Annotated in this window: 15 protein-coding genes; 12 read left to right on the top strand and 3 right to left on the bottom strand. The window is 60.5% G+C overall.

The window, feature by feature from the left end; translation table 11 throughout:
• Positions 1–2 precede the first annotated feature (2 nt).
• From PQQ86_RS35245 to PQQ86_RS35235, 3 genes are all read left to right on the top strand, one after another.
• Positions 3–1,439 (top strand): APC family permease, encoded by a 1,437-nt coding sequence (locus PQQ86_RS35245; RefSeq protein ID WP_408277858.1) that lies wholly within the window; start codon positions 3–5, stop codon positions 1,437–1,439.
• Positions 1,440–3,257: a bifunctional protein-serine/threonine kinase/phosphatase gene (locus tag PQQ86_RS35240; RefSeq protein WP_408277855.1), complete on the top strand. Its 1,818-nt coding sequence runs from the start codon at positions 1,440–1,442 to the stop codon at positions 3,255–3,257.
• Between the two features lie 185 nt (positions 3,258–3,442).
• Positions 3,443–4,138 carry a P-loop NTPase family protein gene (locus PQQ86_RS35235; protein WP_408277853.1) on the top strand — a complete coding sequence of 232 codons (696 nt, stop codon included), beginning with the start codon at positions 3,443–3,445 and terminating at the stop codon, positions 4,136–4,138.
• Between the two features lie 17 nt (positions 4,139–4,155).
• Here PQQ86_RS35235 and PQQ86_RS35230 read toward each other — a convergent pair whose 3' ends face one another.
• On the bottom strand, positions 4,156–5,109 hold the full coding sequence (locus PQQ86_RS35230) for a LysR substrate-binding domain-containing protein (protein WP_408277851.1): 954 nt from the start codon (positions 5,107–5,109) through the stop codon (positions 4,156–4,158).
• A 341-nt stretch (positions 5,110–5,450) separates the two neighbouring features.
• Between PQQ86_RS35230 and ansP the strand changes: the two genes are divergently transcribed.
• The 5 genes from ansP (at position 5,451) to PQQ86_RS35205 (ending at position 10,670) form a co-directional block, all read left to right on the top strand.
• A complete protein-coding gene (gene ansP / locus PQQ86_RS35225) occupies positions 5,451–6,947 on the top strand; it encodes an L-asparagine permease (RefSeq protein WP_408277848.1) in 1,497 nt (498 codons plus the stop codon).
• A gap of 86 nt (positions 6,948–7,033) precedes the next feature.
• Positions 7,034–8,449 carry a circularly permuted type 2 ATP-grasp protein gene (locus PQQ86_RS35220; protein ID WP_408277845.1) on the top strand — a complete coding sequence of 472 codons (1,416 nt, stop codon included), beginning with the start codon at positions 7,034–7,036 and terminating at the stop codon, positions 8,447–8,449.
• 83 nt (positions 8,450–8,532) lie between these two features.
• Complete coding sequence (locus PQQ86_RS35215; RefSeq protein WP_408277842.1) at positions 8,533–9,474, top strand: alpha-E domain-containing protein; 942 nt, start codon at positions 8,533–8,535, stop codon at positions 9,472–9,474.
• 8 nt (positions 9,475–9,482) lie between these two features.
• Complete coding sequence (locus PQQ86_RS35210) at positions 9,483–10,313, top strand: transglutaminase family protein (protein ID WP_408277839.1); 831 nt, start codon at positions 9,483–9,485, stop codon at positions 10,311–10,313.
• A gap of 81 nt (positions 10,314–10,394) precedes the next feature.
• A complete protein-coding gene (locus tag PQQ86_RS35205) occupies positions 10,395–10,670 on the top strand; it encodes an ElaB/YgaM/YqjD family protein (RefSeq protein WP_408277836.1) in 276 nt (91 codons plus the stop codon).
• Positions 10,671–10,734: 64 nt separating this feature from the next.
• Here PQQ86_RS35205 and PQQ86_RS35200 read toward each other — a convergent pair whose 3' ends face one another.
• The gene (locus tag PQQ86_RS35200) at positions 10,735–12,972 is read right to left on the bottom strand and encodes an NADP-dependent isocitrate dehydrogenase (protein WP_408277833.1); all 2,238 of its coding nucleotides are present in this window, start codon (positions 12,970–12,972) and stop codon (positions 10,735–10,737) included.
• Between the two features lie 243 nt (positions 12,973–13,215).
• Here PQQ86_RS35200 and aspA point away from each other — a divergent pair, with 243 nt between their 5' ends.
• The 3 genes from aspA to PQQ86_RS35185 all read left to right on the top strand — a co-directional run bounded on the left by aspA (position 13,216) and on the right by PQQ86_RS35185 (position 18,097).
• Entirely contained in the window at positions 13,216–14,643 is a 1,428-nt protein-coding gene (gene aspA, locus PQQ86_RS35195; protein WP_408277830.1) for an aspartate ammonia-lyase, read from the top strand.
• 110 nt (positions 14,644–14,753) lie between these two features.
• Complete coding sequence (locus PQQ86_RS35190) at positions 14,754–16,046, top strand: dicarboxylate/amino acid:cation symporter (RefSeq protein WP_408277828.1); 1,293 nt, start codon at positions 14,754–14,756, stop codon at positions 16,044–16,046.
• Between the two features lie 89 nt (positions 16,047–16,135).
• Positions 16,136–18,097 carry an enterotoxin gene (locus PQQ86_RS35185; RefSeq protein WP_408277825.1) on the top strand — a complete coding sequence of 654 codons (1,962 nt, stop codon included), beginning with the start codon at positions 16,136–16,138 and terminating at the stop codon, positions 18,095–18,097.
• 47 nt (positions 18,098–18,144) lie between these two features.
• Here the strand turns inward: PQQ86_RS35185 and PQQ86_RS35180 are convergent, their stop codons facing one another.
• A complete protein-coding gene (locus PQQ86_RS35180; RefSeq protein ID WP_408277823.1) occupies positions 18,145–20,001 on the bottom strand; it encodes a beta-galactosidase in 1,857 nt (618 codons plus the stop codon).
• Between the two features lie 254 nt (positions 20,002–20,255).
• On the opposite strand from PQQ86_RS35180, the gene PQQ86_RS35175 reads away from it, so the two are divergent.
• Positions 20,256–20,945, top strand: coding sequence for a ferredoxin reductase domain-containing protein (locus PQQ86_RS35175; RefSeq protein WP_408277821.1), 690 nt, complete (start codon positions 20,256–20,258; stop codon positions 20,943–20,945).
• Positions 20,946–20,974: the final 29 nt, after the last annotated feature.

Genomic DNA, 20,974 nt, shown 5'->3' with positions numbered 1-20,974 from the left:
ACATGAGCACTCCGCAAAGCACCACGCAAGCAGCGCCGGCACCATCCGGTGGTCTGCGTGCCGGTACGCTAGGTTTTCCCGAGGTCATCGGCCAATCCATCGCGAACCTTTCACCAACTTTCACGCCGTCGATCAACGTGACCGCGATCGCGGCGCTGGCCGGCGCGGGGACGTGGTTGATTTATGGTCTGTCGACGCTCGGGCTGCTGCTGGTGAGCATGAGCATCATCGCGCTCTCGAGCCGGATCGCGTCGGCCGGTTCGTTCTTTATCTATATCTCTCGCGCGCTTGGGCCGATGGCGGGTGGCATTGCCGGCTGGGGATTGATCGCGGCTTACGTGGGCACTGCAATGGGGGTTGGCGCCGCAGGCGTGGTGTTCGTGCAGAACGCTTTTACGGCCTGGGGTATCAATATCCCCTCGTGGGCGGTCTACACGATTTTTGTCGGCCTCGCCTGGTTCTTCTCGGCACGTGACGTGAAGCTCTCCTCGCGCCTGTCGCTGGCTATCGAAGCCGCTTCGGTGGTGATCGTGGGCGGTGTGCTGATTTATGTGCTCGCACTGCATCCGGACCATATCATCGACCATACGCAACTGGGGCTGCAGGGCGTGAGCGGTAAGGGCATGGCACAGGGCATGGTGCTCGGCATCTTCTCGTATGTGGGTTTCGAGAGCGCGGCCTCGCTCGGCCAGGAAACCAGAAACCCGCTGCGCGTCATTCCGCGTGCAGTGGTCTGGTGCGTGATCCTGTCGGGCCTGTTCTTCATGTTTGTGGCGTACTCTATGACGATCGCCTACCACGACGACGCAGCCAAACTCGGCGGCGATTCGGCCGTGCTCAGCACCTTGCTCACGAGCGTCGGCGCCTCGCCGCTCGGCCCGGTGTTTTATCTGATCGCCTCGGTCAGCGCGTTCTCGTGCGTGCTTGCGTGCATCAACTCGTCCAGCCGCCTGCTGTATTCGATGGGCCGCTATCAGTTTGTGCACCGCTCGATGGGCATGGTGCACCGCACGCATCACACACCGTATCTGGCCGTTGCGTTTTCCTCCATCGTGACTTTCGTGGTGTGTATCGCAATGCTCGGCACGGGTCCGCTCAACACCTTCGGCTATACGAGTACGTTTGCGACCTTTGGCTTCCTGGTCGTGTATTTCCTGGTCGCCATCGCGGCACCGGTTTATCTGAAGAAGCAGGGCGAGCTCAAGACGAGCAACGTTGTGTGGGGCGTGCTCGGCGCACTGGCGATGGTCGGCGCGGTGATCGGCAGCGTGTATCCGGTGCCCGATTATCCGTATAACATCCTGCCGTATCTGTTCGTTGCGTATATGCTGGTTGGCGCAGTCTGGTTGTTGATGCTCAAGAAGCGCTCACCGCAGGTGCTCGAGAAGATAGAGCACGATCTGGAAACAAGCGACGTGATGACCCACGGCAAAAAGTAAATGAGTGAACCCTTCTCCCAGGATAGCTTGCCCGCGCCGAACACCAGCCAGGTGCCAGACGATCCAGAGGGAAGACCCGCTAGCGGTCGCGGAATGGGCGGCCAGGAAATCGATCTGCAGTTGAGGCCAGAGCGCGGCGAATGCGCCGCGCTCGAGATCGGTTGTGTTTCTTTCCCTGCCCGCGCCCGCGGGCAGGATCACATCAACGAAGACTACGTCGGCGTGATGCTCGGCGATCTGGCGGAGCGCGCCGCGCGTGGCAGCGTGATCGCTCTCGCCGATGGCGTGAGCGGCAGCAAGGGCGGACGGGTCGCGGCCGAACTCTCGGTGCGGACCTTTATCGATGCCTATTACGGGCTCGCCGACACCTTGCAACCCGGCGTCGCCGCTGCTCGTGCGCTCGAGGCAATACACGGCTGGCTGCATCAGATCGGCCGCGTCGACCCTGCGCTGAAGCAGATGTCTGCCTCTTTTGCGGCGCTGATCGTGCGCCGCGCCACCGCGTATCTGGTCGCGGCCGGCGATGTGCGGCTCTATCTGCTGCGCGATGGCCAACTGACCCAGCTCGGTGACGACGACGTGGTGCCGGTCGCCTTCGGTTCGTATGTGGCGCACGCGGTCGGCATGCTTCCGACGCTGGTGACGCGCATCGAAACGCTTGAGGTGCACGAGGGCGACCGCCTGCTGATGTGCTCCGACGGACTCTATCGCCGCGTGCCGATGCGCGAGCTGCAGACGGTGCTGGCGGCGCGCGGCGGTGCGCTCGAAACGGCACGCCGGCTGGGCGCGCTGGCGGTGACGCGCGGCTCGCAGGACGACGTGACGAGCGCGGTGCTCGATGTGGGCGGCCTGCCATTGCTCGACGTCGGTTACCTTGAACGGGTGGTTGGCGTCTTGCCGATTCCGGCGGTGCCCGACGCCGGCGAAGTGGTCGACGGATATCTGCTCAAGAGCGTGTTGAGCGACGGCTTCTATTCGCGGATTTTCGCCGGCTACGATCTGGCCGATCCGAACACGCCGCTGGCGCTCAAATTTCCCAAGCCGCGTGTCGAGCAGGACGAGAATGTGCGGCAGTCCATCGTGCGCGAGCGCTGGCTGGCCGGCAAGATCGGCGACGATGGCGTGCTCGCGCCGATGCCGATCGATGCCGACCGGCAATCCCGGCTCTATGTGGTGATGCCGTTCGGCGCAGGCGTCACGCTCGAAAAACTGCTGGCGGCGCCTCAGCCCATGGCGCTGCCACGTGCGCTCAAGATCGCGCGACACCTGGGCCATTCGATCGACGTGCTGAATCGCCGCAATATCTTCCATCGCGATATCAAACCTGAGAACGTGCTGGTGATGTGGGGCGATAGCACGCGCCTGATCGATCTCGGTTTCGGTTATATGCCGGGCATGCAGTTGCCGGGCCCGGCCGCCGCACCGGGCTCGCCCGCTTATATGGCGCCAGAGTTGATGAAGGGCGCGCAGGGCGATGCGCGTTCCGAGGTGTTCGCGTATGGCGTGACCCTGTACCGGCTGTTCAGCGGCGGCAAGCTGCCGTACGGCTTCAATGGCCGTGTGCCGCTCTATCAGTACCGGCCGGACGCGCCGCTATGGCTCGACCTGGTGCTTGAGAAAGCGCTGCAACCCGATCCGGCGCGCAGGTATCAGGACGTGCTCGAAGTCTGCGCGGATCTCGAACGTTTTTCGAGCGGTCGGGACGCGATGGCGCCGATCCGGCGCAAGCCTTTGCTCGAGAGCGATCCGGTGCTGTTCTGGCAGGTGGTTGTGGTGCTGTTGCTGGCGCTGCTGTTGTGGTCCTTGATCCGGCATTGAGCGGGGTTGGTGGCGCAGCCCCCGGAACAGATCATTCGATAAGGTATCCTGCCTTTAGAAAAATTCTCGACCGGCTTAACAATTGTCGAATATTTGTCCCTGTAGACTAAGTCGCAATTCCGCCTTCTAAATCTGGTACTTTCTGCTTTCGACCCAGCCGGTTTCATGACAAAGGATCTGCAAAGATGAGCTTCATCCACTTTATTGGCGGTGAGAAGGGCGGCGTCGGAAAATCACTGGTCGCCCGCGTTTTGGCCCAGTACTTTATCGACGAGAATATTCAGTTCGTCGGCTTTGACACCGACAAATCACATGGCGCCTTGTTGCGTTTCTATGCCGATTTCGCAGCGCCGGCAGTACTCGATCAGCACGACAGCCTGGATCCCATTATCGAACACGCACTCGAAGATCCGCAGCGGCGTGTTCTGGTCGACCTTGCCGCGCAAACGCAGCAGTCCCTCGGACAATGGCTGGACGACGCGGACGTCGTCGGTCTTGCCGAAGAGCACGGTCTAACGCTGACCTGGTGGCACGTCATGGACGCAGGCCGCGATTCAGTCGATCTACTGCGACAGTGGCTCGACCAGTTTGGTGGACGAATCAAGCTGGTGATCGTATTGAACGAACTTCGCGGTGACCGGTTCGAGATCCTGGACGCATCCGGTGAACTTGCGCGTGCTGAAGCGCTCGGCGCGAGCGTGATCACCCTGCGCCGGCTGCCCGACGCGACGATGCAGAAGATCGATCGACAAAGCGCAAGCTTTTGGGCGGCCATCAATCATCACGACCGCGCCGCCGTCGGCCTGGGTATGCTTGAGCGGCAACGCGTCAAAGTGTGGCTACATCGCGCTTATGGTGAATTGACCAAGGTCGCCTTGTAGCTGCGCAACGACTGGCCTTACGCCGCGGTGAGGATATCCGGTAACCGCTCCACCCGCGGCTCAATCAGCTGGGAGCTGATGAAAGCCCAAAGCTGTTCGGCTGCCTTGCCCCGCTCCTTGACCGGGCGGTACAGGCGTATCTCCAACTCAGTCGCCCAGGTGTCCGAGCCTGCACGAACCAGATGTCCTTCGCTTAACTCTTTGGTGATACAGCTTTCCGGAAGCCAGCCGATCCCGTGGCCGGCTACAACCATGCCTTTCAACGCTTCCGACATGTGGGTCTCAAAGCAGCGGAACAGGGAGTACGGTTCCGTCGCGTTCATCAATAGCATCTCGACAACGTTGCCAAGGAATGCACCGGATGAATAGGCGAGCAGGGGCAGCGGTTTGCTGCTCTTGCCAGGGAGTTCGAAGAGAGGCTTGCCGTCACTGCCTGCTGCCGAGACAGGCACGATGCGCTCGACGCCGAGTGTAAGGAACGGAAAGTGATTGGGATCGAGAGCAATCGGCAATTGCGGGTGGTGATAGCCGATTAGCAGGTCGCAGTCGCCTGCCACGAGGTGCTGCACACCCTCGGGCACGTTGACGGCCTGAACCCGGGCCATGATGTGGCCGAACTCGCTGGTCAGGCGCTTGAGCCAGTCGGGAAAAAGCGTAAAGACAAGTGTATGGGCAACCGCGAAATGAACCACATGGTCGTTTTCGGCGAACTGTTCATACCCGCCCACCAGGTTGCGCGCCGCATTCATGCTACGCAGGATGTCCGCCGCGAGACTGCGAAACATCCGGCCGGCGGGCGTGAGGGTGATCGGGTTGACGCTGCGATCGACGAGCTTCGTGCCCATCCACGTTTCGAGCGCCACGATCCGTCTACTGAAAGCTGACTGGGTGAGATGCCGGCTGCGCGCCGACCGGGAGAAACTCTTCGTATCCGAAAGGCTAAGAAAGTCTTCCAACCACTTTGCTTCCATATTGATCACTTGAGTTGGGTCAATCGACAACCGCGTCTGTGCGACGCGGCAACGCTAGCCTACCGTTCCTCATTGCAAGAATACCGATGTTTTTTTTCGATAGGTGTTAGTCGAAATATGCATGAGCGTTGCCCCCATAAATTGGGCTACATACCTTTTGTCTGCCTGCCCTCGGTGACCCGATACAAACTGCCCTTGGTCCGGCGTAAAAACGAACGATCGTTCTGAAATGTCAGTTGTTGATTTGTAGCCTAATCGATGCGCCATCGCGCATACATCCTTCCGTATATGTCCCCGGGTTTGCGAAGTCAAGTGCCCGCGTTAAAAGGATCGAACTGATTATGTCCACACTGCACAACCAGAATTCCCCGGCATCCCCTGGCGACGTAGATAAGAAAAGCTGGCTGGAATCGCACGAAGCGGGATACCACAAAACGTTGGGTAATCGTCAGGTCCAGATGATTGCCATTGGCGGGGCGATCGGCACTGGCCTCTTTCTCGGCGCGGGCGCGCGCCTGCAGATAGCGGGTCCTTCGCTTGCCGTCGTCTATCTGGTCTGTGGCTTCTTCTCGTTTCTGATCCTGCGCGCGCTGGGTGAGCTGGTGATGCATCGGCCGAGCAGTGGCAGCTTCGTGTCGTACGCCCGGGAGTTCCTCGGTGAAAAGGCCTCGTATGTCGCCGGCTGGATGTATTTCCTGAACTGGGCGATGACCGGCATCGTCGACATCACTGCCGTCGCGCTGTACATGCATTACTGGGCGGCGTTCTCGTCCGTGCCGCAATGGATATTCGCACTGGTTGCGTTGTGCATCGTCGCGGCGATGAACCTGATCGGCGTGAAATGGTTTGCCGAAATGGAGTTCTGGTTCGCGCTCATCAAGGTTGCGGCGATCTCGCTGTTCCTCGTAATCGGCTCGATCATTCTGGGTACCGGGACGCATGTCGGCGGGCACACCACGGGGGTGCATCTGATCAGCGAGAACGGTGGGCTGTTCCCGCATGGGTTGCTGCCTGCGCTGGTGCTCGTGCAGGGCGTCGTGTTCGCGTTCGCCGGCGTCGAGCTGGTCGGCACGGCTGCAGGCGAATGCAAGGACGCGCGCAAGGTGCTGCCGCGCGCCATCAACAGTGTGATCTGGCGCATCGCCGTGTTCTATGTGGGCGCTGTGGTATTGCTGGTTTGCCTGTTGCCGTGGAGTGCCTACAAGGCGGGGCAGAGCCCGTTCGTCACGTTTTTCGCTGCACTTGGTGTGCCGGGTGTCGGCTCGGTCATGAATGTCGTCGTGCTGTCGGCGGCGCTGTCGAGCCTGAACTCGGGGCTGTATTCGACCGGGCGGGTGTTGCGTGCGCTGTCGATGGGCGGGTCCGCGCCGCATTTCCTGTCCCGCATGAGCTCGCAGTCGGTGCCGTACGCCGGCATTCTGGTAACGGTCGCGATCTACATCGTGGGTGTCGTGTTGAACTATTTCGTGCCGTCGAGCGTATTTGAAATCGTGCTTAACGTGGCGTCGCTTGGTATTCTCAGCACCTGGGGATTCATCGTGGTTTGCCAGATGAAGTTCCGTCAGGCGGTGGCGCGTGGTGAGGCTGAGCCGGTGACGTTCAGAATGCCCGGCGCGCCGGTGACGTCCTGGCTGACGCTGGTGTTTCTGGTGGGGGTGCTGGTACTGATGGCATTCGACTATCCGAACGGTACGTGGACCGTTGCCTCGATTCCGGTCGTGGCCCTGATCCTGGTTGCCGGCTGGTACGGGGTGCGCCGCCGCGCGCATGCGATGATGAAGCCGACGATCCCGTCGGTCACCCTGACTCAGAGCGTGCTCGAGGACAACGCGGGCTAAAGCGGGCTAATGCGGCGTGCAGCTCCTCCCTATTGCATCGACAACACCAGTACCAGTAACAACAGCAATAACGACGGAGAACCGAAGTGAAGCCATTCGATGAGATGCTGACGTCCGCTGACGGGGTCCGGGCGCCTTATGAACTGCTCAAGCAATGGCTCGATACGCAGCATCCTGCGAATCTCGCGCAGAAAGCGGATGACGCGGAAAGGGTGTTCCGCAAGACGGGCATTACGTTTGCCGTGTACGGCGAAGAAGAGGCAGCCGAGCGTCTGATTCCGTTCGACATCATCCCGCGCATCATTTCCGGTTCGGAATGGACGCGCCTTTCGCAAGGCATCGAACAGCGCGTGATCGCCCTCAACGCCTTTCTCGACGATATCTATCATCGTCAGGAGATCGTGCGCGCCGGGCGTATCCCGAAGGAACTGATTGCCCAGAACGAGGCCTTTCTGCCGGAGATGATCGGCTTCCGGCCGCCGGGCAATGTCTACACGCACATCATCGGCGTGGACATCGTGCGCACGGCCGAAAACCAGTTCTACGTGCTGGAAGACAATGCCCGTACACCCTCCGGTGTCTCCTACATGCTGGAGAACCGCGAGACGATGATGCAGCTTTTCCCAGAGCTGTTTCAGCAGGTCAAGGTGCGGCCGGTCGAAGCCTATCCCCAACTGCTGCGCGAGTCGCTTGCCGCCGTGTGTCCGCCCGGCGGCAACCAGGACAATCCGACCATCGCGGTGCTGACGCCCGGCATCCACAACTCCGCGTACTACGAGCATGCGTTCCTCGCCGACCAGATGGGAGTTCATCTGGTCGAGGGCAGCGATCTCCAGATCGTGGACGGGCGCGTGGCAATGCGTACAACCGAAGGGTTCCGCGCCATCGACGTTCTGTATCGCCGGCTCGATGATGCCTATCTCGATCCGCTGACTTTCCGGCCCGATTCTGTGCTTGGCGTCGCCGGCATCATGGACGTCTACCGCGCGGGCAACATCACGATCGCCAACGCACCGGGCACCGGCATCGCCGACGACAAGGCGATCTATTCCTATATGCCGGAAATCGTCGAGTTCTACACGGGGCGTAAGTCGATCCTGGAGAACGTGCCGACCTGGCGCTGTTCGGAGCCGGGCAGCCTGAAATACGTGCTGGAGCATCTCGACGAACTGGTGGTGAAGGAAGTCCACGGGTCGGGCGGTTACGGCATGCTGGTCGGGCCCGCCGCGTCGAAGAAGGAACGGGAAGATTTCGCAGCCAAGCTCAGAACCCGTCCGAACAACTACATCGCGCAACCAACGCTGGCGTTGTCGACCACGCCGATCCTGACCGAAAAGGGTCTCGCGCCGCGCCACGTGGATCTTCGGCCCTTTGTGCTGGTGTCGGACCGCATTCGCATCACGCCGGGCGGCTTGACGCGCGTCGCCTTGAAAGAAGGCTCGCTGGTGGTCAATTCGAGCCAGGGCGGCGGCACCAAGGACACCTGGGTGCTGGCCGAATGAGGGCCGGTGGCGAGCCTCAGAGAACGCCAGCCTGATACAGGACTGGCACACGGAAAAGAACAGACACTGGAGTTGGACAGGACATGCTTCTCGGACGCACAGCAAGCGGACTCTACTGGATGCACCGCTATATCGAACGCGCGGAGAACATCGCACGGATAGTCGACGCCGGGCTGCGTATGGCGCTGACCAGAACGTCCGACGCGCAGGCAATTTGGTCTTCCGTGGTGGTGACATCCGGCATGGAAGAGGGTTTCCGGAAGAAACACGACGCCTATACCGCCGGCACCGTTTCCGACTATCTGCTGCGCGACGGCCACAATCCGTCGAGCGTCCTGTCGTGCATCGAAGCGGCGCGCTCGAACGCCCGCATGGTCCGCACGGCGCTCACCCGCGAGGCGTGGGAGAGCGTGAACGAAGCGTGGATGGTGGTCAAGCGGGTGCTCGCAACGCCGGTGGCGGCGAGCGAACTGCCGGTCGTGCTCGATCAGATCAAGCGCCAGACCGCGCTGATTCGCGGCACCTTCCACGGCACGATGCTCCGAAACGAGATTTTCGATTTCGCCCGCATCGGCACGTTCATCGAACGCGCTGACAACACCGCGCGCATTCTCGACGTCAAATACCACCTGTTGCTGCCCGCGGTGTCCTACGTGGGCACGACGCTCGACAACTATCAGTGGGAATCGATCCTGCGCTCGGTCGACGCGCATCGATCGTACCGCTGGGTCTACGACGTCCAGTACAAGCCGACCAATATCGCCGACTATCTGATCCTCAACGGCCGCATGCCGCGCTCGCTGAACTTCTGCTACCTGAGCATCGTCGAGAACCTCGCGTATCTGGCGCAAGACTACGGCGCGACCCATGCCTGCCACAAGACCGCCGACATTACGCTCGCCACGCTCCGGGACAACACGGTCAAGCGGATCTTTGCGCAGGGGCTGCACGAGTTTCTCGAGGGCTTCATCGGGCAGAACAACCGGCTTGGTTTTGAAATCGCCGAAACCTACAACTTCGATTGAGACCGGCCATGCGCATCGCTATTCGCCACACCTCGCACTATCAGTACGAGCAGCCGGTCCCTTACGCGTTGCAACGTCTGAGGTTGCGTCCGCAGTCTTGCCCCGGGCAGACGGTGATCGACTGGCAGGTCACGGTCGACGGCGTCGAGCCGAACGTCTCATACGTGGACGGTCTGGGTAACCGTGTCGATTTCGTGCGGCACGAGCGCAACAAGCGCGAGATCGTCATCGTGGCGGAGGGAACGGTCGACACGGAGGACCGGGCCGGGATCTTCGGCGCGGTCGATGGCGTTGCCCCGCCCTGGGTCTTCGAGCGGGAGACGCCGCTGACGCGGGCCGGCGAACGAATCAAGGCGCTTGCCGCTGACCTGCACTCCGAAGACGCGCCGCTCCAGTCGCTGCATGCGTTGATGAATACAATCCACGACCGGATCGCTTATCAGCCCGGCATGACCGATGTGAGCACGGATGCAGAGACCGCTTTGCTCAACCAGCACGGGGTCTGTCAGGACCACGCGCACGTTTTTATCGCCGTGGCGCGAGCGCTCCATATGCCGGCCCGCTATGTCTCGGGCTATCTGCTGATGGACGGTGTCGCGATGCAGACGGCGAGTCACGCATGGGCGGAGGCGTATCTCGACGGACTCGGTTGGGTCGGCTTCGATGCCGCCAACAATACGTGTCCGGACGAGCGCTACGTGCGCGTCGCCGCCGGCCTCGACTATCGCGACGCGATGCCCGTATCCGGTATTCGCACCGGGCAGGGTGCTGAGACGTTGACTGTCGAACTCAGCGTTTTGCCGGTCCAGGGTCAAAGCCAGAGTCAGAGTCAAAGCTGACGGACCGATGTAACGCCTTATCAGCGGTTGCGCTGATGAGGGATGCGTAGATGTTCTTAACCACGCTTGCAGGGAGGCAGTATGTCAAATTTCGGTAGCGCAGTGAGCGACATCAATGGCTCGTCGGAAGACGTCGCACACGCTTCCAGCGTGGACGCGGAGCCGGTGTCCGGCAAGGTGCGCGCGCGTCTTAAGCGCGCGAAACAGAAGGCGGCCGATGCGCAGGTCATCGTCATCGAGAAGGGGCGTAAGTCTGCTCGGGCTGCCAACGACTATGCGCATGACCGTCCATGGACGACGGCCGGCGTGGCCTTGGGTATCGGCGTACTGATCGGTTTGTTGATCGGTCGAAAATAGTCCGCCGGGTTACCGGCACATCCATCCGTCCAGTCGCCCTGATTGACAGGGCGACTGGATCTTCTTATGCCCGCGTAGCCGCCAGTGCAGCGTTCAGCGTCTTGCTAGGACGCATTACGTCGGCCAGCATTTCGGCGTCAGGCCGGTAATAGCCACCGATGTCCGCCGGTTTGCCTTGCACGGCTGATAGTTCGTCCACGATGGTCTGCTCGTTGTCAGTCAGTTGTTTGGCCAGCGGGGCAAACTTTGCGGCAAGCGCGGCGTTGTCGGTTTGCGCCGCCAATTCCTGGGCCCAGTACAGGGCGAGATAAAACTGGCTGCCACGGTTGTCTAACTGACCGGTCTTGGGCGACGGGTTTTTGTTGTTGTCCAGCAGCTTGCCCGTGGCGGCATCCAGCGTTTTAGCCAGGATTCTTGCCTTGTCGTTGTCGGTCTTGATGCCCAACTCTTCCAGTGACACGGCGAGTGCCAGGAATTCACCCAACGAATCCCAGCGCAGGTGGTTTTCTTCCACGAGTTGCTTGACATGCTTCGGCGCCGAGCCGCCGGCACCTGTTTCGTACATACCGCCGCCGGCCATCAGGGGAACGATGGATAGCATTTTGGCACTCGTGCCAAGCTCCATGATAGGGAACAGGTCGGTGAGGTAGTCGCGCAGGATGTTGCCCGTGACCGAGATGGTATCGAGGCCGCGGATGACGCGTTCCAGCGTGTAACGCATGGCGCGCACCTGCGACATGATCTGAATGTCGAGGCCCGTGGTGTCGTGGTCCTTGAGGTAGGTCTCCACCTTCCTGATCACCTCGGCTTCGTGTGGGCGGTACGGGTCCAGCCAGAAGATGGCCGGCATACCAGAGTTGCGGGCGCGCGTGACGGCCAGCTTGACCCAGTCGCGGATCGGCGCGTCCTTAACCTGGCACATGCGCCAGATGTCGCCTTCTTCAACGTTCTGCGTGAGCAGCACTTCGCCGGTGGCGAGGTCGACGATGCGGGCTTCACCCGCTTCCGGAACTTCAAAGGTCTTGTCGTGCGAGCCGTATTCCTCGGCTTGCTGGGCCATCAACCCTACATTGGGGACCGTGCCCATCGTGACGGGGTCGAAGTTGCCATTGGTTTTGCAGAAGTTGATGATCTCCTGGTAGATGCGGGCGAACGTGCTCTCCGGGATTACGGCCTTGGTGTCCTTCGGACGGCCGTCGGCGCCCCACATCTTGCCGCCGATGCGAATCATGGCCGGCATCGAGGCGTCCACGATCACGTCGTTGGGCGCATGCAGGTTGGAGATACCCTTGGCCGAGTCCACCATCGCCAGTTCAGGGCGATGCTCGTGGCAGGCGTGCATATCGCGGATGATTTCTTCGTGCTTCGAGGTGGGGAGGCTTTCCAGCTTGTCATACAGGTTGACGAGGCCATTGTTGACGTTCACACCCAGTTCGTCGAACAGCTTGCCGTGCTTCTCGAAGGCTTCCTTGTAGAAAATCTTCACCGCGTGGCCGAAGACGATGGGATGCGAAACCTTCATCATCGTGGCCTTGACGTGCAGCGACAGCATGACGCCAGTCTTGCGGGCGTCTTCCATCTGCTCTTCGTAGAAGTCGCATAACGCCTTCTTGCTCATGAACATGCTGTCGATGATCTCGCCGTCCAGCAGCGACACCTTGGGCTTGAGCACAATGGCTTTACCGCTTTGTGTCAGCAATTCCATCTTCACGTCGCGGGCGTGGTCCACCGTCATGGACTTTTCGCCGTGGTAGAAGTCGCCATGCTTCATGTGAGCCACGTGGGTGCGCGAAGCCATGCTCCACTCGCCCATGCTGTGCGGGTTCTTGCGGGCATAGTTTTTTACGGCGGCGGGGGCGCGCCGGTCCGAGTTGCCCTCGCGCAGTACAGGATTGACGGCGCTGCCGAGGCACCTGGAATAGCGTTGGCGGATGGCCTTCTCAACGTCGGTTTTCGGCTCTTCAGGGAAATCCGGCACCGCGTAGCCCTTGGCCTGCAGCTCCTTGATCGCGCCGATCAGCTGATGGACTGAGGCGCTGATGTTGGGCAGCTTGATGATGTTGGTGTCGGGCAGGAGGGTGAGGCGACCGAGTTCGGACAGGCTGTCGGGCACCCGTTGCGCCTCGGTCAGAAATTCGGGGAACTCGCCCAGGATGCGGCCCGCCAGGGAGATGTCACTGGTGGTGACGTCGATGCCGGCCGCCGCGGTGAATGTGCGGACGACGGGCAGGAAGGCGCTGGTCGCTAGCAGCGGGGCCTCGTCGGTCAGGGTGTAGATGATCGTCGGTTGCTGTGTGCTCATCGCTTGTCTCAAGATCGGGAAACCTGTTTTGGGCGTCACCGGCCGCGTCACAAACCGGCATTCGTGTTCGGATTCTGCCTGATTTCGGTTTCTTCATCATGTAATTTCCGACAAACCCGGCTGACCTATGCGTGGACTGGCGCGCGTCATGAAAAATTAGCATGACGGTCGCGCTGGATTTTTGTTTCCTCCATATAGGTGCAAGGGTGTCTTCAACCCCAATCCCGCGCGAGGAACATGTCCATGGCTGCTGAAATCTCCTTTAGAACCGAACATGATCTGCTTGGCGATCGTGACGTTCCTGCTCACGTTTACTATGGGGTTCACACGCTACGCGCGCTGGAAAATTTCCCGATTACCGGTTCGCCGATCTCGGTATACCCGGAGTTGATCAAGGCACTGGCTTGCATCAAACAGGCCGCCGCACAGGCGAATCGTGAGCTGGGTCTGCTCGACGCGACGCGTTGCGACGCCATCGTCGGTGCCTGCGCGGAATTGCTGGAAGGCAAGCTGCATGATCAGTTTGTGGTCGACGTCATTCAGGGTGGCGCCGGGACATCGACCAATATGAACGCGAACGAGGTGATTGCCAACCGCGCGCTCGAACTGTTGGGAAAGAAGAAAGGCGAATACCAGTATCTGCACCCGAATGAACAGGTCAACATTGGTCAGAGCACCAACGATGTGTACCCTTCGGCCCTGAAAGTCGCGACATGGTTCGGCATTCTGGGTCTCATCGACGCGATGGCCGTTTTGCGACGCGCTTTCGAAGCAAAGTCGCTAGAGTTCAAGGACGTTCTGAAAATGGGACGTACGCAATTGCAGGACGCGGTGCCGATGACGCTCGGCCAGGAGTTCAGCACCTACGCCGTGATGCTCGGAGAGGACGAGGACCGGCTTCGGGAGGCGGCGCTGCTGATCTGTGAAATCAACATGGGCGCGACAGCGATCGGAACGGGCATTACCGCGCATCCCGATTACGCACCGCTGATCCTGAAGTATCTCAAGGAAATTACGGGCATTCCGCTCGTCACGGCGCCCAACCTCATAGAAGCGACGCAGGACTGTGGCGCTTTCGTTCAGTTGTCCGGCGTGCTCAAACGCGTGGCAGTCAAGCTTTCAAAAACCTGCAACGACTTGCGTCTGCTCTCCAGCGGTCCCCGCGCGGGTCTTGGGGAAATCAACCTCCCGCCCATGCAGGCTGGCTCGAGCATCATGCCGGGGAAGGTCAATCCAGTCATTCCCGAGGTCGTGAACCAGATTGCGTTCGAGGTCATCGGCAACGACGTCACCGTGAGCTTCGCGGCCGAGGCCGGTCAGCTCCAGTTGAACGCGTTCGAGCCGATCATCGCGCACAGCCTGTTCAAGAGCGTGACCCACCTGCGCAACGGCTGCCTGACACTCGCCGAGCGCTGTGTCAAAGGCATTACCGCTAACGAGGCGCACTTGCGCGCGTCGGTCGAGAACTCGATCGGCATCGTGACGGCACTCAATCCGTACATCGGCTACGCCAACGCGACATCCGTCGCGATGGAGGCACATGCCACGGGTGGACGCGTCTACGACATCGTGCTCGAGAGGGGGCTGTTGTCCGAGCAACAACTCGACGAGATCCTCAAGCCAGAGGTCCTCACGCAGCCCACGCCGCTTTATGTCCCACCGACGCAGTAAGCGATCTGGCCGTATGAAGCGCCCGGTGTCGAGCCGGGAGATGACGCGTTGCCCACGTACCAATCGATGCTCAACCTACGATCTGCCGCAGTTGCCGGAGACAGGAATTCATGAAGACGAACAAGCTTACTACGTGGATCATGGTCGCCATGGTTCTGGGTGTTGTTGCGGGTTACATCTGCAACATCAACGCACCCAATGCAAAGGCCGCCAAGGAGATCGCCGGCTATTTCTCGATTGCCACAGATGTGTTCCTGCGTCTGATAAAAATGGTCATCGCGCCGCTCGTATTTGCGACCCTGGTGGGGGGCATCGCCAGCATGGGGGACTCGTCCGCCGTTGGCCGCATGGGCGCCAAGGCAATGGGGTGGTTCATCTCCGCCTCGGTGGTTTCGTTGCTGCTCGGCATGCTGTTCGTGAACGTCCTGCAGCCGGGCTACGCGCTTAATCTGCCTCTGCCGGACATCGCTGCCACGACCAATCTGCAGACCTCCACGCTGAACCTGAAGGACTTCGTCACCCACGTTTTCCCGAGGAGCGTGTTCGAGGCGATGTCCCAGAACGAGGTTCTGCAGATTCTGGTCTTCTCACTGTTCTTCGGTTTCGCCATCGCGTCGTTCAAGGGACGCGCCGGCCAGCATCTGCTCGCGCCGATCGAGGACCTGGGCAAGACGATGCTGCGCGTTACCGATTTCGTGATGCGCTTTGCCCCACTCGGCGTATTCGGGGCAGTGGCCGCCGCGATCACCGTTCAGGGCATCGGCGTGCTCGTGACCTACGGCAGGTTCATCGGCGAGTTCTACGTGGCCCTGCTGGTGCTGTGGGCGGCATTGATCGGAGCGGGCTATCTTTTCCTTGGCACACGCGTATTTACGTTGCTCAAGCTGGTCAAGCAGCCAACCATCCTGGCTTTCTCGACCGCCAGCAGCGAGGCCGCCTATCCCGCGGTCATGGAGCAACTGAAGAAGTTCGGTGTGCCCGACAAGATCACCGGCTTCGTGCTGCCGCTCGGCTACTCGTTCAACCTCGACGGCTCGATGATGTACTCGGCCTTCGCGTCGCTGTTCATCGCCCAGGCCTACAACATCCAGCTCAGCCTGACGGAGCAGATCACCATGCTGCTGGTGCTGATGATCACGAGCAAGGGCATCGCCGGTGTGCCGCGGGCGTCCATCGTCGTGGTGGCTGCCGTTCTGCCGATGTTCAAGCTGCCCGAGGCCGGCGTTCTGCTGATTCTCGGCATCGACCAGTTTCTCGACATGGGCCGCACGGCGACCAACGTGATCGGCAACAGCATCGCCACCGCGGTGGTGGCCAAATCAGAAGGCTTGCTCGGCGCCACGCGCGATGTCGACGAGGACGACATGCTCGAGCCGCCTGAGCAGAGCGCTTTGGCGAACTAGGCCGGAGCCGGGTTCGCCGGCGGGTTTGGACGCGCTGGGCCGTTGCCGGTACTCTATGGGCGTTGCTCCTGCTCGAGACCGGCCACCCCATGCGCACCAACGATGCTTTGCCTACGCAAGCCGGCATGCCCGTGTTCCAGACAACGGGTGATGCCTGCACATTCGGTAACGACGCGCTCGCGTTGCACTGGACCGTCAGGGACGAACGGCTTGCCGATTTCTCACTGATGGATTTCGCGGGGAAGCGCACGCTACCCATCGTGGCGCCATTCGCGCTATTGCTCGATGACGGAAGTACGGTTGGCGTGGCCGAGTTGAGGATCCTTGCGCCACTGAACGAAATCGCACTAGCACCCAACCCCCACGCGTCCCGCCTTGCCGAGCGAATCGCAGGCCGACGCGTGAGTGCCACTCTCGTCGACGCTCAAGGCCGTCTAAAGGTGGAGTGGAGTGTGGAGCAGCGCGACGGCTCACGATACCTACGCGAACAGCTAGCGATTACGGCGCTTCTTCGGGACGAAAATATCGCTGTCGTTTCATTGCTGGAGACGCGTGCTGTTGACGCACAGGCCAGCAGCGAACTGAAGGGCATGCCTGTCATCGCGGGCAACTTCTATCTAGGCTTCGAGCTGCCACTAGCGGAAAGTCGTGTGGGCGGCGACAGCGTCAGCTTTACTCTGCAACGCGCATTGCCGCTAGAAAAGAACAAGACGCTGGTCTACTCCGCCGTGGCCGGCGTCGTGCGCGACGGCCAGATGCGGCGCGACTTCGCCACCTATCTGGAACGGGAGCGGGCTCACCCGTACCGTTCGTTTCTGCACTACAACAGTTGGGGCGACATCGGCTACCTCACACCGTACACACAGGAGCAAGCGCTGGAGCGCATCGAAGCAATCGGCCGCGAGTTGCATGAAGTGCGCCGGGTGCGGATTGATTCGTTTCTGTTCGACGATGGCTGGGACGACCTTGGCGGCGGCTGGCATTTCAGCAAGGATTTTCCGCATGGCTTCGTTCCGCTGCGCGACGCTGCAGCACGATACGGCGCCGCGCCCGGCGTATGGCTGTCCCCGTGGGGTGGCTACGGTGCGCCGCAACAGGAGCGCGTGACGCGCGGCCGTGCCACCGGATACGAGGTCATCGATAATGGGCTCGCGCTATCGGGGCCGAGTTACTACCGACGCTTTCACGAAGTCGTGATGGCCTTGCTTGATGAGGACGGCGTCAATCAGTTCAAGTTTGATGGTACAGGCAACGCCGACACGGTGTTTCCAGGCAGCCTCTTCGATAGCGATTGGGACGCGGCGATCCAGCTCATCGAGCACATCCGCGCTGTCAAATCCGATACCTTCATCAATCTCACCACAGGGACGCATCCGTCGCCGTTCTGGTTACGTTACGCGGACTCCATCTGGCGCGGTGGCAGGGACGCCGATCTGGCGGGAAGCGGCACTAACCGTGAGCGCTGGATCACGTACCGCGACGCGCAGACGTACCACAACGTCGTGGTGCGCAGTCCGCTCTTCCCGCTCAATTCGCTGATGCTGCACGGCATCCTCTACGCGCAGTGCAATTTGCGCCTCAACACGGCGACAGGCGATGATTTCGCCAACGAAGTGCGTTCCTACTTCGGGAGCGGCACGCAATTGCAGGAGCTATACATTACGCCAGCGCTGCTCACCGAGTCCGACTGGGATGTGCTCGCGGACGCCGCCAGATGGGCGCGCGAAAACGGCGATGTACTGCGCGACAGCCACTGGATCGGCGGGGCACCTGACCAGCAAGCGGTCTACGGCTGGGCAGCGTGGGCGCAGCACAAAGCGATCGTGACGCTGCGCAATCCGGACAGCCGCGCGCAACGCTTCACACTGGATCTGCGACGACAACTGGAGTTGCCGACTGCGGCGGCGGGGCGATTCGATTCACGTAGCATCTGGCGTGAAGGGGCTTCCGATATTCCAGCTTTGCTAGACGCTGATGTGCCGCAGGAAGTCCAGCTCGCGCCGTTCGAAGTGCTTACGCTGGAACTGTTGCCGGTCGCTGAAGCGGAGTAGTGAAGTGGATGTGGCCGCATGCCGGGCATCGGCCCACGTCGTTCGCGCTAAGACAACGCATCCGCCAGTTCCACCGGCTTCGCCTGGATCTGGTGCAAGTCGAAGATAAGCACTTCGTTGTCACCTCGCACGAGCCACGGCGCAGGGCAATACAGGCGCCTTTGCGGACCGATATTCCAGTAGCGTCCGAGATTGTGCCCGTTGACCCAGACGACGCCCTTGGTCCAGTTGCTCATGTCGAGCCAGGTGTCGCCGACTTCATCCAGCTGCACGCTTGCCTTGAAAAACAGCCCGGGCTTCAGCGGGTTCGCGCAGCTTCCCTTCAGGTTGGCGACAAACGTTTCATCCATCGGCAGCAGGAAGACTTCCCAGCCCTTGAGCACGGAGAGCGACCCATCGGCGATTTTCATCCTGACCGGATCGACCAGTCCTTTGCGGTCGACGAGCGCGGGGCCGAAGTTGACTCGCCCCATGCCCTCCACGAGAACCTCTAACGATATCGGGCCACCTGGGTTCGACTCGTGCTCCGGTAACGTCGAAGGTAGCGCGAGTGGCGCGCGATGCATCACCTGGTGCGACTGCGCGTACTCCGATGGTATTTGCGCCCTCGACACGCCGCCTGCGTAGCGTTCGCGGACGAAAACCGTCGCATAGTCATGAACACTGCTGATATCCAGCGCGCCGTCTGCATACCCTTGCAACTGCTTGCGGTGCAGCGCGAAGCCAAACGCCTGACCATAGCTTTCAAAGGACTGTGGATCGATGCTCTGTTCGCGCGGCAGTGCCGCGGGCAGGTTGTCCCAGATCGACGCGTAAAGCGTTGGCATCAAGGCATCGACGCCTGTGCATTCGAGCGTGGCAATGGCGCCAGGTATATCGGGCAACGGCGCAGGCAGGTAGCTGCCGATGATGTCGCGGTACTTCATATACTTCGGCGTCGCCGCGCCCTGCTCGCTGATCGGGGCCGAATAATCGTAGCTGGTGATGTCGGGCTGATAGTTGCCTGAATCATCCACGTTCGCACCGGCATAGAAACCAAAGCTTGTACCGCCGTGAATGACATACAGATTGAACGACTGTTTCGATTGCATGAACGCGGTCAAGGTGTGCGAGATGTCATAGTTCGTTCCTGCGAAACCCGGTTCGCCCCAATGAGTGAGCCACCCTGGGTACACCTCACCGGCCATCGCGGGCACGGCGGGGAATTCCCGGCGGACGGTTGCGATTTGTGCCGCGTCGCCATTGCTCAACGCAATCGCACCACCGCTTACCGTGGTGCGATTGCGTTCGAGTTGCTGGAGGCCATCTTCGGTGTAGAACGGCCCGGTTACGCCTCCTTTGAGCCAAAGCTGCCTGAGCTCTTCAAGGTAAGCCGGATTGCTCGCATACGAACCGAATTCGTTTTCGATCTGGATCATCAGGATCGGGCCGCCGTGATCGATTAGCAACGGCTTGATACGCGGGACCAGTTCCTCGATGTAGCGAGCCACAGCCGCCATATAACGGGCATCGGTGGCCGAGTCGGTCCTCAACTGGACGTCCGGATCGCTCAGCAGGTAGGAAGGGAGCCCGCCCAGATCCCATTCGGCGCAGACGTAAGGCCCGGGGCGCGACAGCACCCACATCCCTTCGGACTGGCACAGCCGGATGAAGGCCTCGATATCGCGGTTGCCGCTGTGGAAATCGAATACGCCCGGACGCGTCTCGTGGTAATTCCACATGATGTACAAGGCGATGCAGTTCATCCCCATCGCCTTGGCCATCCGGATTCGATGCTGCCAATACTCCCGCGGGATGCGGGCCGGGTGCATCTCGCCGCTGCGAATCTGGAACGGCTCGCCGTCGAGCAGGAAGTGTTCGCCGTCAGGGCTGAAAGAGAAGGTGTGGCCGCATTCGAGGTTCACGGTGCACTCGCACTTTGGCGCCTGAGGCGCGGTTGAACTAAGCGAAAGGCGAAAACCAGCTAGCAACCACCCTTTATCCGCATGGTTGTATACGTGGTATGCGCGTTGAACGCCTTGCTGATGGATTTCTCGCGCCCTAACCTGAATCTGACATTCAGCGGTCCTTCGAACAGTTTCCTGGACCGGCCATCTCATGCAATCCATACATCGACGAACTCCCGATTTCGGAAGACGAAGATCCTATTGGAGAAGACATGCACGACAACCTCCTCCCGGTCATCATCACACGGAAATGGCAACTTGCCGAGAGTTACCATGCCGTCGAACTTCAAACCAGGTCCCGATCGGAGCTTCCGTCGTTTGACGATGGCGCTTGCATCACCCTTGTTCGGGACAACGTCATCTGCAAGGAGAGAATATATCCGTTGTGCTGTTTTGCGTCCCGGCCGCGCGCATATGTAATCGCTGTGCGACAGGATGATGACGATACGGACGCACAAGCAGATGACGTCTCGTTGAGTCAAGGAGACGAGGCGTTCATCGTGACGCCACGGAGTCCTACCGTTATTTTAGACGGCAGCACACGATCTATTCTTTTTGCCGGAGGCGTGGGCGCCGCATCGATCGCGGGAATCGCGAATCGACTTGCCTTGGCAGGTCAAAAATTCGAACTGCACAACTTCGCTCGATCACCTGAACGGGCAGTCTTTCGGAAAGAACTTGATGCGCTTAAAAGTGAGGGTAGGGTCCATCACCATTTTGGCTTGAATGCTGACCGATTGGAGCAGACAACTTCACACGCGATGAACCCGGCACATGCGAACACGCAGATCTACTGCAGTGGCCCCCCAGCGTTTATGGATCTCATCGAGCGCCAGGCTCGCGACTGGGTGTATCCGGCTAACATCCACCAAATTGTCTTGGGTGACAGAAAAAATTCATAGGCGCGTCTTTCCCCGATGTGGTTCAGGTT

Source organism: Paraburkholderia sediminicola, assembly GCF_046026675.1.
In the GTDB taxonomy this organism is placed as follows: domain Bacteria; phylum Pseudomonadota; class Gammaproteobacteria; order Burkholderiales; family Burkholderiaceae; genus Paraburkholderia; species Paraburkholderia sediminicola_F.
This window is presented reverse-complemented; position numbering and strand designations above follow the sequence as displayed.